General features: G+C 50.6%; 14 protein-coding genes. 5 read left to right on the top strand and 9 right to left on the bottom strand.

Annotated elements, in window-relative coordinates:
* Positions 1–38 precede the first annotated feature (38 nt).
* Positions 39–1,382, bottom strand: a complete 1,344-nt coding sequence (gene gshA, locus H3L92_RS05005; protein ID WP_085364879.1) for a glutamate--cysteine ligase — start codon at positions 1,380–1,382, stop codon at positions 39–41.
* Positions 1,383–1,623: 241 nt separating this feature from the next.
* Between gshA and leuC the strand changes: the two genes are divergently transcribed.
* The 3 genes from leuC (at position 1,624) to leuD (ending at position 4,011) form a co-directional block, all read left to right on the top strand.
* The gene (leuC, locus tag H3L92_RS05010; RefSeq protein ID WP_085364878.1) at positions 1,624–3,030 is read left to right on the top strand and encodes a 3-isopropylmalate dehydratase large subunit; all 1,407 of its coding nucleotides are present in this window, start codon (positions 1,624–1,626) and stop codon (positions 3,028–3,030) included.
* 129 nt (positions 3,031–3,159) lie between these two features.
* Positions 3,160–3,294 (top strand): entericidin A/B family lipoprotein, encoded by a 135-nt coding sequence (locus tag H3L92_RS05015; RefSeq protein WP_085364877.1) that lies wholly within the window; start codon positions 3,160–3,162, stop codon positions 3,292–3,294.
* 75 nt (positions 3,295–3,369) lie between these two features.
* Positions 3,370–4,011 (top strand): 3-isopropylmalate dehydratase small subunit, encoded by a 642-nt coding sequence (gene leuD / locus H3L92_RS05020; protein ID WP_085364876.1) that lies wholly within the window; start codon positions 3,370–3,372, stop codon positions 4,009–4,011.
* 440 nt (positions 4,012–4,451) lie between these two features.
* On the opposite strand, the gene H3L92_RS05025 is transcribed toward leuD, so the two are convergent.
* The 6 genes from H3L92_RS05025 to dnaB all read right to left on the bottom strand — a co-directional run bounded on the left by H3L92_RS05025 (position 4,452) and on the right by dnaB (position 9,537).
* The gene (locus H3L92_RS05025) at positions 4,452–4,916 is read right to left on the bottom strand and encodes a PilX family type IV pilin (RefSeq protein WP_085364875.1); all 465 of its coding nucleotides are present in this window, start codon (positions 4,914–4,916) and stop codon (positions 4,452–4,454) included.
* A gap of 7 nt (positions 4,917–4,923) precedes the next feature.
* Positions 4,924–5,442, bottom strand: a complete 519-nt coding sequence (locus H3L92_RS05030) for a pilus assembly PilX family protein (protein WP_085364874.1) — start codon at positions 5,440–5,442, stop codon at positions 4,924–4,926.
* Positions 5,418–6,374 carry a PilW family protein gene (locus tag H3L92_RS05035; protein ID WP_245945469.1) on the bottom strand — a complete coding sequence of 319 codons (957 nt, stop codon included), beginning with the start codon at positions 6,372–6,374 and terminating at the stop codon, positions 5,418–5,420. Before H3L92_RS05035 ends, H3L92_RS05030 begins: the two co-directional genes overlap by 25 nt.
* An 18-nt stretch (positions 6,375–6,392) precedes the next feature.
* Entirely contained in the window at positions 6,393–7,124 is a 732-nt protein-coding gene (gene pilV, locus H3L92_RS05040) for a type IV pilus modification protein PilV (RefSeq protein WP_115336314.1), read from the bottom strand.
* A 61-nt stretch (positions 7,125–7,185) separates the two neighbouring features.
* Positions 7,186–7,857, bottom strand: a complete 672-nt coding sequence (locus H3L92_RS05045) for a GspH/FimT family pseudopilin (RefSeq protein WP_085364872.1) — start codon at positions 7,855–7,857, stop codon at positions 7,186–7,188.
* 270 nt (positions 7,858–8,127) lie between these two features.
* On the bottom strand, positions 8,128–9,537 hold the full coding sequence (gene dnaB, locus H3L92_RS05050) for a replicative DNA helicase (protein WP_085364871.1): 1,410 nt from the start codon (positions 9,535–9,537) through the stop codon (positions 8,128–8,130).
* Positions 9,538–9,721: 184 nt separating this feature from the next.
* On the opposite strand from dnaB, the gene H3L92_RS05055 reads away from it, so the two are divergent.
* Entirely contained in the window at positions 9,722–10,255 is a 534-nt protein-coding gene (locus H3L92_RS05055; RefSeq protein WP_085364870.1) for an inorganic diphosphatase, read from the top strand.
* Between the two features lie 425 nt (positions 10,256–10,680).
* On the opposite strand, the gene rpe is transcribed toward H3L92_RS05055, so the two are convergent.
* A complete protein-coding gene (gene rpe, locus H3L92_RS05060) occupies positions 10,681–11,364 on the bottom strand; it encodes a ribulose-phosphate 3-epimerase (protein WP_115336315.1) in 684 nt (227 codons plus the stop codon).
* A gap of 222 nt (positions 11,365–11,586) precedes the next feature.
* Here rpe and H3L92_RS05065 point away from each other — a divergent pair, with 222 nt between their 5' ends.
* Entirely contained in the window at positions 11,587–12,015 is a 429-nt protein-coding gene (locus tag H3L92_RS05065) for a Spy/CpxP family protein refolding chaperone (RefSeq protein ID WP_372338521.1), read from the top strand.
* Positions 12,016–12,303: 288 nt separating this feature from the next.
* Here the strand turns inward: H3L92_RS05065 and argB are convergent, their stop codons facing one another.
* Entirely contained in the window at positions 12,304–13,200 is an 897-nt protein-coding gene (gene argB / locus H3L92_RS05070; protein ID WP_085364868.1) for an acetylglutamate kinase, read from the bottom strand.
* Between the last annotated feature and the right edge of the window lie 197 nt (positions 13,201–13,397).

Here is a 13,397-nt window from a genome sequence, read left to right on the forward strand (position 1 = left end):
AATACAAAACAATACAACAATGCTTTAATCAAACTGCCCTACCCGGCCGTTTGCACCAATTCCAGCGAAGCGGCCAGCAACGACAGGCGCGCCATCACGCCGTACACATACAGGCGGTTGCACTCGCAATCCGGGTTGGCGGAATTGGTTTGCGGCACGCCCAACGAATCCCATTGGGCAAACACGCGTTTGCAGCGCTCTTCGCTACCCTCTTCCGCGCCCGCCACCGGAATCGCCTGGTTCAGCGGCACAAACACCATACCGCCCGCATTCAGGTTTTCATCGTTGGCGCGCCCTTCGTGCACGCGGAAAAAGCCGCCGATCACGAAACGGTCCATCATATACACCACCGGTTCGGAAACCGCACCGTCGAGTGTTTCATAAGTGTAGATGCCTTCCTGCACAATCACTTCGCTCACTTCCAAGCCTTCTTTGATTTTGGCCATTTTATTGCGGTTTTTACGGTTCAAGCCGCGCACTTCGTCGGCCGATTTCACGCTCATCACGCCCATGCCGTATGTGCCCGCATCGGCTTTCACAATCACAAAAGGCTTGTCGGTAATGCCTTTTTCATCATATTTGGCTTGGATTTTCGCCAACATACGCTCCACCGCTGCGGCCAGCGCGTCTTCACCTTCGCGTTCCTGAAAGTCCAGGCCGCCGATTTGCTCGAAATACGGGTTGATGTGCCACACGTCTATGCCCAGCAGTTCGGCAAATTCGGCGGCCACTTGGTCGTAGGCGGCAAAGTGTGCGGTTTTGCGGCGGGTGGTCCAACCGCCGTGCAGGGGCGGCAGCACGGTTTGTGCGATACCCTGTAAAATTTCCGGCACACCGGCTGATAAATCGTTGTTTAACAACACCAAACAGGGCGAAAAGCCGTCGGCCAGATGCACGCGTTCGCGGGTGCGCTGCAAAGGTTCGAGCAAAATTTTATCACCCAATGCGGTTTCAAACTCGGTGGCTTCGGTAATTTCGGGGTTCAGGCTGCCCAAGCGCACTTCAAAGCCCGCCGAGCGCAGAATATTGGCCAAGGCATACACATTTTGCAGATAAAACGTATTGCGGGTATGGTTTTCGGGCACAATCAGCACCGACTTGGCCTGCGGACAGGAACGCTCGACCGCGTCTTGCGCGGCGTGCGCCGCCAGTTGGATGAAATTCGGATTCAGGTTGTTGAAACCGCCCGGAAACAGGTTCATATCAATCGAAGCCATTTTATAGCCGGCGTTGCGGATATCGACCGACCCGTAAAACGGCGGCTTGTGCTGCGCCCACTGCTGGCGGAACCAAGCTTCGATTTTGGTTTGGTTGCTTAAGATTTTTCTTTCAAATTCTTGAAGTTGTGCAATATAAGCGCTAGACATCACGGGCAGCGACATGGTTTCCACCTAAATTAAAAATCATTAACCCCCGCATGATAGGTTTTTCAGACGGCCTATACAAGCACCAAGATGGTTTATCGATAGCATACGAAGTTATAAACAAGACAAAATGTCTAAAAATTTTAACCGATTTAGGCAAAAATCACGCCAAACAATTTTTTTAGACATTTTGCTTGCATTCCGCCCCGCAAATCGCTACCATCATGCGATATTTTCTTTGATAACAAAAGCACAAACCATGAAACCGCAAACCCTTTACGACAAACTCTGGAACAGCCACGTTGTGCGCGAAGAAGAAGACGGCACCGTCCTGCTCTATATCGACCGCCACCTTGTGCACGAAGTTACCAGCCCGCAGGCTTTCGAAGGCCTGAAAATGGCCGGCCGCAAACTGTGGCGCATCGACAGCGTGGTTTCCACCGCCGACCACAACACCCCCACCAACGATTGGGACAAAGGCATCCAAGACCCGATTTCCAAACTGCAAGTCGATACGCTAGACAGCAATATCAAAGAATTCGGCGCACTGGCTTATTTTCCGTTTAAAGACAAAGGCCAGGGCATCGTGCACGTGATGGGCCCCGAACAGGGCGCCACCCTGCCCGGCATGACCGTGGTGTGCGGCGACTCGCACACTTCCACCCACGGCGCATTCGGCGCGCTGGCGCACGGCATCGGCACTTCCGAAGTCGAGCACACCATGGCCACCCAATGCATTACCGCCAAGAAATCCAAATCCATGCTGATTAAAGTGAACGGCCGTCTGAAACCCGGCGTAACCGCCAAAGACGTGGCTTTATACATCATCGGCCAAATCGGCACCGCCGGCGGTACCGGTTATGCGGTTGAATTCGGCGGCGAAGCCATCCGCAGCCTGTCGATGGAAGGCCGCATGACCCTGTGCAACATGGCCATCGAAGCCGGCGCGCGCAGCGGCATCGTGGCGGTCGACCAAACCACCATCGATTATGTGAAAAACAAACCGCTCGCCCCCAAAGGCGAAGATTGGGAAAAAGCCGTGGCCTACTGGCAAACGCTGGTGTCCGACGAAGGCGCGGTTTTCGATAAAGTTTACGAGTTCGACGCTGCCGATATCGAACCGCAAGTAACTTGGGGCACTTCGCCCGAAATGGTGCTCGACATCAACGGCAAAGTACCCAACCCCGCCAACGAAGCCGACCCGGTCAAACGCAGCGGCATGGAGCGTGCGCTGGAATACATGGGCTTGGCCGCCGACACCCCGCTCAATCAAATCCCCGTTGACGTGGTGTTTATCGGCTCCTGCACCAACAGCCGCATTGAAGACTTGCGCGAAGCCGCCGCCGTAGCCAAAGGCCGCCAAAAAGCCGCCAACGTCAGCCGCGTATTGGTGGTGCCCGGCTCCGGCTTGGTAAAAGAGCAGGCCGAGCGCGAAGGCTTGGACAAAATCTTTACCGAAGCCGGCTTCGAATGGCGTGAACCGGGCTGCTCGATGTGCCTGGCCATGAATGCCGACCGCCTCGCGCCGCAGGAACGTTGCGCCTCCACTTCCAACCGCAACTTCGAAGGCCGCCAAGGCAATGGCGGGCGCACCCATTTAGTTAGCCCGGCAATGGCCGCCGCCGCCGCAGTTGCCGGCCATTTTACCGATGTGCGCAGTTTGTAAAGATATGCAGGCCGTCTGAAAAACTTTCAGACGGCCTGTTTCGGAAAATTGTTTTTTAGAACAAACTTTGGCATGATAATAAAGTGCAGTAATGCATATTGTACTTTCAAACCATTAGGAGCTTAAAACATGAAAAAACTCGTATTAGCCGCATTGGCCGCCATGGCTTTATTATCTGCCTGTAACACTGTATCAGGCTTCGGTAAAGACGTATCCAAAGCCGGCGACAAGCTTGAGCAATCCGCCGACCGCCACGCCCACTAATTCAACAGCATCAAATATCTTCACCCCCGCAACCGCTGTTACTGCGGGGGTATTTTTCAAACCGAAAGTACGAACATGAAAGCATTCACGCAAATCACCGCACTGGTTGCCCCGCTTGACCGCGCCAACGTCGATACCGACGCCATTATTCCCAAACAATTCTTAAAATCCATTAAACGCAGCGGCTTCGGCCCCAATGCCTTCGACGAATGGCGCTATCTCGATCACGGCGAGCCGGGCATGGACAACAGCAAACGCCCGCTCAACCCCGATTTTTCGCTCAACCAACCGCGTTACCAAGGTGCACAGATTCTGCTTACCCGTAAAAACTTCGGCTGCGGCTCCTCGCGCGAGCACGCCCCGTGGGCACTCGACGACTACGGTTTCCGCGCCGTAATCGCCCCCAGCTTTGCCGATATTTTCTTCAACAACTGCTACAAAAACGGCTTGCTGCCGATTGTGTTGAGCGAAGAAGAAGTCGACCAACTGTTTAAAGAAGTGGAAGCCAACGAAGGCTATCGGTTAGCTATCGATTTGGAAAAGCAAACCCTTACCACCCCAAGCGGCCAAACATTTACTTTCGACATTACCGAACACCGCAAACACTGCCTGTTAAACGGCCTCGACGAAATCGGCTTAACCCTGCAACACGCCGATGAAATCAAAGCATTTGAAGAAAAACGCAAAGCCTCACAGCCATGGCTGTTTAATGCTTGATTGTTAAGATAAAACACGCAGAACAAGACCTTTACAAAACTCTTTGAGGCCGTCTGAAGTATCCAGTTATCGTCATTCCCGCGTAGGCGGGAATCCAGCCTTAAAACCATCAAGTATTTTATTTCAATTACTTATGTAAAACGACTGGATTCCCGCCTACGCGGGAATGACGGGGTTTAAGCATTTCAGATGATTTTAAGGTATTGTTGTAAAAGTTTCAGGCCGTCTGAAAACTTGATATTTCAGACGGCCTGAGACCTTTTCAAAATTCCTTTCAGTATCTTAAAACCTCTGCGTCATGCTCGTGCTCAACTCGATCATCTTTGTTGTTTCAAAGGAAATAACAGATACTCGGGTCAAGCCCGAGTATGACAAAACATAAATAAATTCAGGATTAAAACGTATTTGGCAAAGGTCTCGGCCTAACTCAATATCTATCCCTATTTTTTACCGCCAATCTGCTCACATTTCCCTGTGGTGAGATAAGCTTGTGCGGAGGCCGCATCTTGGCATCGGTAAGCCTCACCGACACTATTCATCCACAACGCCAAGGTATAACCGCTATTTGCTTTTGGCGTAACCACCAAGCTGTAGCGCGAACTTTTGGTTGCGTCAGGCATAGCCACGGTTATATCGTAGCGGGCAACCAAATCCGGTTCTTTAAATAATCCGGATATGTGGCTTTCCAAATCGGTTTGCGAAGATAGCGAACCGGGTTCACTTACCCGCTTGGTTTTAATATTGTTATTGATATCCACCAATTCCGCGTGAGCATCGGTTAAATGTCCGCGTTCGATATAGTGGTTATACGACGGGTAAGCGATTGCAGCGAGAATACCGATAATGGCCACCACAATCATCAATTCAACCAAGGTAAAGCCTTGTGTTTGCCGTTTTAATTTCATATTTCGCCTATTTCTCCGCTTCTACATAAGACTGCAACATCACAACTGTGTTACTGTTTTTACCCCACGCCTTGGCAGTTACACGGTAGATTTCCGAACCATCAGGTTGCTGACTAATATATTCAATAATGTAACGAGGAGATTTTGCAGCTTCTCTTGCTGCTAATGTTCCGCTGCTATTATCTATGCATGACTCAGTTTTAGAAGTTCCACAGGTAGCACGCTCCCAAGCGGGTTTTGTACCAACACTACATAAAGCTTCTCCACACTCTTCCGTGAACTGGCTTGCCTCGAGATCATCGTCAGCAATTTTCTTCTCACCTGTTCGTAATGCGGCCTCAGCCAATGCCGTGGCATATTTATGATCGGCATCGTTGGTGCTGATACGCTGCTCAGTGTTATACGATTGCGTTACACTCACTACCAAAAAGGCCACCACGATCATCACCATCAACACAATAAACAGTGAAAAACCCTGCTGTGCCGATTTGGGTGTAGAAGTTATGAAAGGCTGCGGTTGGCGCATGTGTTTCCTCCCCTTATTGTTGCGTCGATAGTGTAGATTTGATTGGCATTCGCTGCGCCCCCGTTCAGATTGATGCGCACAAAAGCAGGAACCCTATTCAACTCGGTTGAGTATTGGAAAGTTTCAGTATGCCCTGCCCCATCAGGACAATTATTAACATAGAGATATCTGAAAGTTGCCCCTGTAACACCACTTACCAACAATTGGGGGTTACCCCATGAATCCCCATTCAACTGGAAACGGAAGAAACCTGTTTGTCCGCCGATAGAGCCGGTTGCGTACGCATGTACGGCATAACGCAAAACGGAAATTTCACTATCGTTTACCGTTGCTCCGCCCAATTCGCTCTTAATGGTTGCTGTCGCAGGCCGGTTATCATCTGCCGGTCGAACCAAAGCGTTGCATGTGCTAAACACCAAAGGTTCACCTACCGAAGGATTTTCACTGCCATAGATAAAGACCAAAGCATCAGAAGAAGCTGCAAAACCTGCCGGACTAAAATCAGCTCTAGCAATACTGCGGACAGGCATCAGGTTATCGGCATCGTTCTCCAATCTGAAAGCTTCACTACCGGAGGTATTTGTATTTTTATCACTAATGGTTCTGCTGCCCTTTTTGGCTTTTACTACTACCGCACTTCCGCTACCTATAGTTTCGGTATGTTTCTCAATATCGGCCATCATATTGAAGCAACCGAAGCCACCTGCCATGCGGGCATCGCGCACCACCATATTGGCAGCATTACGCAAATCCTGCTGTATGTTCATACGGCTGTCGGCGGCATTATTTAATTGGCGGGCGGTAAAATAACCTTTGCTCACGGCCACCAATACAATCATGCTTAATGCGCTGGCCACCAAAAATTCTATCAGGCTGAAACCCTTGATATTTTGTGTGCCCGTAATCAGTAGGTAATATTTTTTGTTTTTCATATTCACTCTTTTATCCGATTAATTTGGCATACGTGCTTCATAAGTATAGACCAACTTATTGTTATTACTTGCATTACTGTTTAACGTGTTTTCATTTGCTTTTTCCGTATCGACCTGCCAAAGCACTTTAATGAATAAAGGATCACCATCCCCGCCTGTACAATTGGTTTGTGTGCTACCATTAGCCGCTATCGCCATCGCCCTACCTGTTGTGTCGTTACAAATGGTGTATTTAATATCCGCATTTGGCAAAGCTCGAGCTAACGCATCTTCAAAACGCCCCAATTGATCTAATAACAAATCCCTTTTATCCATATTTGTAGCCGTATCTTGCTGGCACCATCCACTGGTTGCACATTTGCGCACTGTGTTATTATTGATTCTCGAATTTCTATAACTTAATGCCCTTGCTCCAGTAATAATTGCATCATATCTTTTTCTAACCCAGCCCGTTTCCTCCCCATTTACTCCTACTTCTACCGACAAAGTCGGGTTAATCTGCATCCCTTCCATCAGGTTCTGCACGGCTTGGGCGACAACGGTTTGGCTTTCGGCTTCGCGCACGCTGGATACGGTGCGCAATTGGGTGGCGAGCAATGCCAGCACACCGACGGCCAATGCGAACATGGCCACCAGCACTTCAACCAGCGTCATGCCGCTTTGGTTTTGTTTCAGACGGCCTTTGCTGCCCGCTGCTGTGCGGATTGCGGCGTTTGCGTGTGAATGGTTCGGGTATAAGGTTTTGCGCATATTTTCCCCATGCGGTTTTTATTTAAGGGTTAAGGCTTGGGTGAAACCGTATCTTTTGTGTTTAAGGCGACGGCTGTTCATCTTTATATTTGCACAGCTTGGCAATCGTTTCTGTTGCGCCGCTTTCGCATTTTCGCACCCTGCCGCTGCTGTCTATCAGCAAAATCGAAGCCCGTGATGCTTTGGTGTTGTCGTCTTTTGCGGCGGCATCGGTAACGGCAATTTTGACAAAACCGCCGCCTATGGTGAATGTGCCGTCTGTGGCGGCGGCGTGGCCGAATGTTCCATTAGGGTAAAATGCCCACACGGTATTGCTGTTTTGTTTTGTGCCGCTGAAGTTGTAGGTATTGAACTGATAGCTGGTGCGCTCTTCGTTTTGTGCGTTCAAAATAACGGTGCGCAAATCAATATCGGTGTTACGCGTATAACTTCCGTCTTTGTTGGTGTCGGCAAATGCCACCATGCCTTTGCCTGCATGGGCTGTGTTGCAGTAGAGATCGGGATTGCCGTCCACTTTAATTTGTGCGGGGCAAACATAAACCGGCAGATTCAAACGGACGGCTTCGCCGCGGGCGAAGCGCAGGAGATTGGCCACCTGCTCCGCCTGGCTGGCGGCTCGGCGGGAGGCTATCCATTGGCTCATATTGGGAAAGGCTATTGCGGCCATAATTGCCACGATAGCAATCACGATCAACAGCTCGGTTAAGGTGAAACCTTGGTATTTTGAACGCATGAGCAAACCTGACGACGTTGTTTGGGTAATGTGTTTTTTTAAGTTTTTCAGACGGCCTGATACAGGCCGGTTAATATTTAAGCGGTAATGCCATAAAAAACACCCGCGGCCAGCCACGGGTGTTTAATCTGCGATTGTGCAATCATGCCCCCGTTTATTCGGCCCTGCTCTTTGGCAGTTTTGTTTATTTTCGTTGCTTATTGTAAACGATAACGCGGCGGCATACCTAATAAAATATGAAATCCGCCTACTTGGCGGCGGAAATCTGTATCAATCTTCCATCATTGCAGCATCGGGTACATAGGCGGCATTTTCAAATTTGGTGAACTGGCCGATAAAGGTGAGAAACACTTTGCCCGTGGGGCCGTTGCGGTGTTTGCCGATGATACATTCTGCCAAACCTTTAAACTGGGTTTCGGCATTGTAGTATTCGTCGCGGTACATAAACATAATCAGGTCGGCGTCTTGCTCAATGGCGCCGGATTCGCGCAGGTCGGACATCATCGGCCGTTTGTCGGTGCGCTGTTCCACCGTGCGGCTCAATTGCGATAAGGCGATAACGGGCACTTGCAGCTCTTTGGCCAAAGCTTTGAGGGAGCGGGAAATTTCGCCCAGCTCGGATGCGCGGTTGTCGCTGCGGCCGGAGCCTGCCATCAGTTGCAGGTAGTCGATAACTATCAGGCCGAGCTTGCCGTTAAACTGGCGGGCAAGGCGGCGGGCGCGGGCGCGCAGTTCGAGCGCGGTTAAGCCCGGGGTTTCGTCGATAAACATGGGGGCATCGGAAAGTTTGACCACGGCATCGTTCAGACGGCCCCAGTGTTCGTCTTCCAAACGGCCGGTTTTGAGAACGTGCTGGTCGAGCCTGCCCACCGAGCCGAGCATACGCATTACCAGCTGTGCGCCGCCCATTTCCATAGAAAACACGGCCACGGGCAGTTTGGATTCCACCGCAACGTGCTCGGCGATATTGATGGAAAACGCGGTTTTACCCATAGACGGCCGGCCGGCCACGATAATCAGGTCGCCCGGCTGCAGGCCGGAGGTTTTTTTGTCCAAATCGATAAAACCGGTGGCAATGCCGGTTACTTCGTCGGGGTTGTCGCGCGAATAAAGCATATCGATGCGTTCGACCACTTCTTTCAAAAGTGCAGGCATCTCCAAAAAGCCCTGCTTGGATTTGGCCGTGCTCTCGGCAATCTGGAAAACCTTGTTTTCGGCTTCGTCGAGAAGCTGCCCCGCATCGCGGCCTTGCGGGTTGTAGGCGCTGCGGGCGATTTCGGTGCCCACCTCGGCCAGCTGGCGCATAATCGAACGTTCGCGTACGATTTCGGCATAACGGCGGATATTAGCGGCCGAAGGGGTGTTTTGCGCCAAGGTAATCAGATAGTTGAACCCGCCCGCAGCCTCCAGCTCTTCGCTGCGCTCCAAAGCCTCCTGCACGGTAATCACGTCGGCGGGTCGGCTTTCGTTAATCAGGTTGGCGATGCTGCGGAAAATCAGGCGGTGTTCGTGGCGGTAAAAATCTTCGGGGCCGACCACATCGGCGATTCTGTCCCACGCGGCGTTTTCGAGCAGCAGGCCGCCCAACACCGATTGCTCCGCCTCCATAGAATGCGGCGGCAGCGACAATGCGCTCACTTCGCGGTCTTCAGACGGCATCATATCGGTGTAATCGTTCATAGGTTTGGCCTTAGCGTTTGGGGAAGCCGTTTATTATAGCCGAAGGCGCGGCGCGGCGGTTTGGATAGTTATTCAAAATAAAAAAGCGGCAAACGGCGGTTAAAGCAGCAAGGTTTCTTCGCTATAAACAGCCAAGCGGTGCTATACTCACGCCCGTTTTAACCGATTTGAAAAAGGAAACATCATGGCTGATTTCAACAAAATCCTCACCCCCGGCGATGTGGACGGCGGCATCATCAATGTTGTAAACGAAATTCCCGCAGGCAGCAACCATAAAATCGAATGGAACCGCAAACTGGCGGCTTTCCAGCTCGACCGCGTGGAACCCGCGATCTTTGCCAAACCCACCAATTACGGCTTTATCCCGCAAACTCTCGACGAAGACGGCGATGAGTTGGATGTTTTGCTGGTTACCGAGCAGCCTTTGGCCACCGGCGTGTTTTTAGAAGCGAAAATTATCGGCGTGATGAAGTTTGTCGATGATGGCGAAGTGGACGATAAAATCGTGTGCGTGCCCGCCGACGACCGCAACAACGGCAACGCCTACAACAGCTTGGCCGACCTGCCGCAGCAGTTGATCAAGCAAATCGAGTTCCACTTCAACAATTATAAAGCCCTGAAAAAACCCGGCTCCACCAAAGTGGAGCACTGGGGCGACGTGGAAGAAGCCAAAGCGGTGATCAAAGAATCTATCGAACGTTGGAACAAACAGGCTTAAAACCCATGCTGCGGCAGGCTCCGCAAAACAAACCTTAATCTTAAAGAAAGATACCCGGATTATCCGGGTATCTTTTTGTTTATTGAATTACCAAACCTGCAAGCGTTTGCGCCCCATCGCGACTGGGATTTAAACAGCCTGAAGCTCTGCAAAAATCGCTTGGTTTTTAAAGTCTGAGACCTTTGCAAAATTCACTGCCAACTAACAAAACCTGCTCCGTCATTCCCGCGTAGGCAGAAATCCAGGCGCCAGGCATTCAAGCATTTGTTTAATTGATACTTTAATGTTTCCATCTGGATTCCTGCCAACGCGGGAATCACGGAATTTAAGCATTTCAGACGGCCTTTAAGGTATTTTGCAAAGATCTCACTCTCAAAATACCCAAACAGATTTAGGCCGTCTGAAAGAATAACTCCGCAACACCTTCAAGAAAACGCCGAGGCTAATTCCTGCCGCATTTTATCGATAACGGCTTTATAGTCGGCCTGGCCGAAAATCGCCGAGCCGGCCACAAACGTATCTGCGCCTGCCGCCGCAACGGCGGCGATGTTGTCGGTTTTAATGCCGCCGTCCACTTCGATCGCAATTTTTCTGCCGCTTTCACCTTCATACATATCGAGCAAATCACGCACTTGGCGGATTTTCACCAACGTTTGCGGAATAAAGCTCTGCCCGCCGAAACCGGGGTTAACCGACATCAGCAGCACCATATCCAACCTGTCGAGTACATTTTCCAACACATAAACCGGCGTGGCCGGGTTCAATACCAGCCCTGCCCGGCAGCCGGAATCTTTAATCAGGCTCAGGCTGCGGTCGATGTGGCGGCTTGCTTCGGGGTGGAACGTGATAATGTCGGCTCCGGCCTTGGCAAACGACAATATCAAATCGTCCACCGGCTCCACCATCAGGTGCACGTCTATCGGCACGGTGCTGTAAGGTTTGAGGGCGGCACACACCATCGGGCCGAAAGTAAGGTTGGGCACATAATGGTTATCCATCACATCGAAATGGATAAGGTCGGCACCCGCTTCGATAACGCGTGTAACTTCCTCGCCCAAACGGGCGAAATCAGCCGATAAGATACTCGGAGCGATACGGAACTGTTGCACGATTGGTTTTCCTTCAAGTGTTTTTTGTTTCAGACGGCCTCTGATTTGAAAAGTTCAAATCACGCCGATTACAATATCAGCAATTACAATATACTGTTTTCAAAACAAATTTTAAATAAAATTTCTTTGTCATTAACGAATGTTAACTGTGATTATACCGCGCTTCACATACATATCCGCTAATATTTTGCGAATATTGAAATTTGGGAAAACAATATGCTTATCACAATAAAGTTTAACCTTCTGCTGCAAGCTGCCGCGCTCGGCGGCTATCTGCTGTTTTTGGGCGCAACCTATGCCCAAGCCTCTCCGATGACCCGCCTTGACGATTTCCACCCCAATTGCGATGTGCGCCCGTTGGGTTTGAGCTATGCCCAAACCAACGAATTGCGCAGTATCCGCAAAGAATACAAAAAAGCCATCGAAAAAGCCTTGCGGAAAGACGAACGGGTGAACAAAAACCGCCGCCGCGATATTATCAAAATCCTTTCCAGCGACAAATTCAATGCCGACGATGCGCGCGATTATGTAGAAAACCGTTATCTTTCCGGTATGGATTTTGCGGTTGACGAATTATCCATCCAACACCGTTTTTACAAACTGCTCACGCCGTCGCAACGGCAATACTGGCTGAATGCCTGCCTGCGGTAATTTACCGCCTTTTCTATCAAACTGTTTCCCAAATGAGCAAAAGGCCGTCTGAAAATTTTCAGACGGCCTGAGACCTTTGCAAAATTCAAATTACTATCTAAAAAATCTGAACTCCGTCATTCCCGCGTAGGCGGGAATCCAGACGCTTGGCATCTAAGTATTTGTTTAATCAATGCTTCAATATTTCCATCTGGATTCCCGCCTACGCGGGAATGACGGAATCTAAGCATTTCAGACGGCCTTAAGGTATTTTTGCAAAGGTCTCGGCCTTTTTTCAGCACAACTGCCCTATTCTTCCCGCTCCGCACCCAAAATCATCGAGCCGATGCCCGAATCGGTGAAGATTTCCAACAGCAGCGCATTCGGCACGCGCCCGTCGATGATGTGGGTGGCTTTCACGCCGTTTACCGCCGCTTCCACCGCCGAGCTGATTTTCGGCAGCATACCGCCGTAGAGCGTGCCGTCGGCAATCAAATCGTCGATACGTTTCGGGGTAAGGTTGGTGAGCAGGTTGCCGTTTTTGTCGAGCACACCGGTGATATTGGTCATCATTAAAAGTTTTTCGGCATTCAGCTCTTCGGCCAGCTTGCCTGCCACCAAATCGGCATTGATGTTGAAGGCTTCGCCGTTACGGCCCACCCCGATGGGGGCCACCACGGGAATATGGCCGTAAGCGATGATGCTTTTAATCAGCGAGCAGTCGATGCTTTCCACCACGCCCACTTGGCCGATGTCCACACCGTTGCGCTCGGGCGTGTTGATAAACAGTTTTTTGGCGCGGATAAAATGGCTGTCGCGGCCGGTAACGCCCACGGCTTTGCCGCCGTGCTGGTTGAGCAGCGACACGATTTCTTTGTTTACATGGCCGCCCAGCACCATTTCCACAATATCCATGGTTTCGCTGTCGGTAACGCGCATACCCTGCACAAACGTGCCTTCTTTGCCCACTTTGTTGAGCATATCGTTAATCTGCGGGCCGCCGCCGTGCACGATCACCGGGTTGATGCCCACCAGTTTCAGCAGCACCACATCTTTGGCAAACCCTTCTTTCAGCTGCGGGTCGGTCATGGCATTGCCGCCGTATTTGATAACGATGGTTTTGCCGGAAAAACGGCGGATATACGGCAGGGCTTCCGATAAGATTTCGGCCTTTTGCGCCGCGCTGATATGCTGCGTATCACTCATGATTTTCCCTTTGAATCATTGGTTTCAGACGGCCTATGTTATACCAATCCGAAAAAATAAGCTAACGGCCCGAAAACCGGCCTGTTTTCAAAATAAAAAAGTACTGTTGCATTCCGGCCAATAGACGGGGCAATTCACGTTTTCAGACGGCCTTTTTACATTTCGGTTACTGCAAATTGCATAGAAAACCACGATAA

It is taken from the genome of Neisseria dentiae (assembly GCF_014055005.1).
GTDB classification, from domain to species: Bacteria; Pseudomonadota; Gammaproteobacteria; order Burkholderiales; family Neisseriaceae; genus Neisseria; species Neisseria dentiae.

Bases quoted from the DNA above. Each gene is read 5' to 3' on its own strand.
- H3L92_RS05030 (WP_085364874.1), bottom strand. From the start codon at position 5,442: ATGCGCCAACCGCAGCCTTTCATAACTTCTACACCCAAATCGGCACAG.
- dnaB (WP_085364871.1), bottom strand. From the start codon at position 9,537: ATGAACGATTACACCGATATGATGCCGTCTGAAGACCGCGAAGTGAGC.
- pilV (WP_115336314.1), bottom strand. From the start codon at position 7,124: ATGCGCAAAACCTTATACCCGAACCATTCACACGCAAACGCCGCAATC.
- gshA (WP_085364879.1), bottom strand. From the start codon at position 1,382: ATGTCGCTGCCCGTGATGTCTAGCGCTTATATTGCACAACTTCAAGAA.
- H3L92_RS05045 (WP_085364872.1), bottom strand. From the start codon at position 7,857: ATGCGTTCAAAATACCAAGGTTTCACCTTAACCGAGCTGTTGATCGTG.
- H3L92_RS05025 (WP_085364875.1), bottom strand. From the start codon at position 4,916: ATGAAATTAAAACGGCAAACACAAGGCTTTACCTTGGTTGAATTGATG.
- leuC (WP_085364878.1), top strand. From the start codon at position 1,624: ATGAAACCGCAAACCCTTTACGACAAACTCTGGAACAGCCACGTTGTG.
- argB (WP_085364868.1), bottom strand. From the start codon at position 13,200: ATGAGTGATACGCAGCATATCAGCGCGGCGCAAAAGGCCGAAATCTTA.
- H3L92_RS05055 (WP_085364870.1), top strand. From the start codon at position 9,722: ATGGCTGATTTCAACAAAATCCTCACCCCCGGCGATGTGGACGGCGGC.
- H3L92_RS05015 (WP_085364877.1), top strand. From the start codon at position 3,160: ATGAAAAAACTCGTATTAGCCGCATTGGCCGCCATGGCTTTATTATCT.
- leuD (WP_085364876.1), top strand. From the start codon at position 3,370: ATGAAAGCATTCACGCAAATCACCGCACTGGTTGCCCCGCTTGACCGC.
- H3L92_RS05035 (WP_245945469.1), bottom strand. From the start codon at position 6,374: ATGAAAAACAAAAAATATTACCTACTGATTACGGGCACACAAAATATC.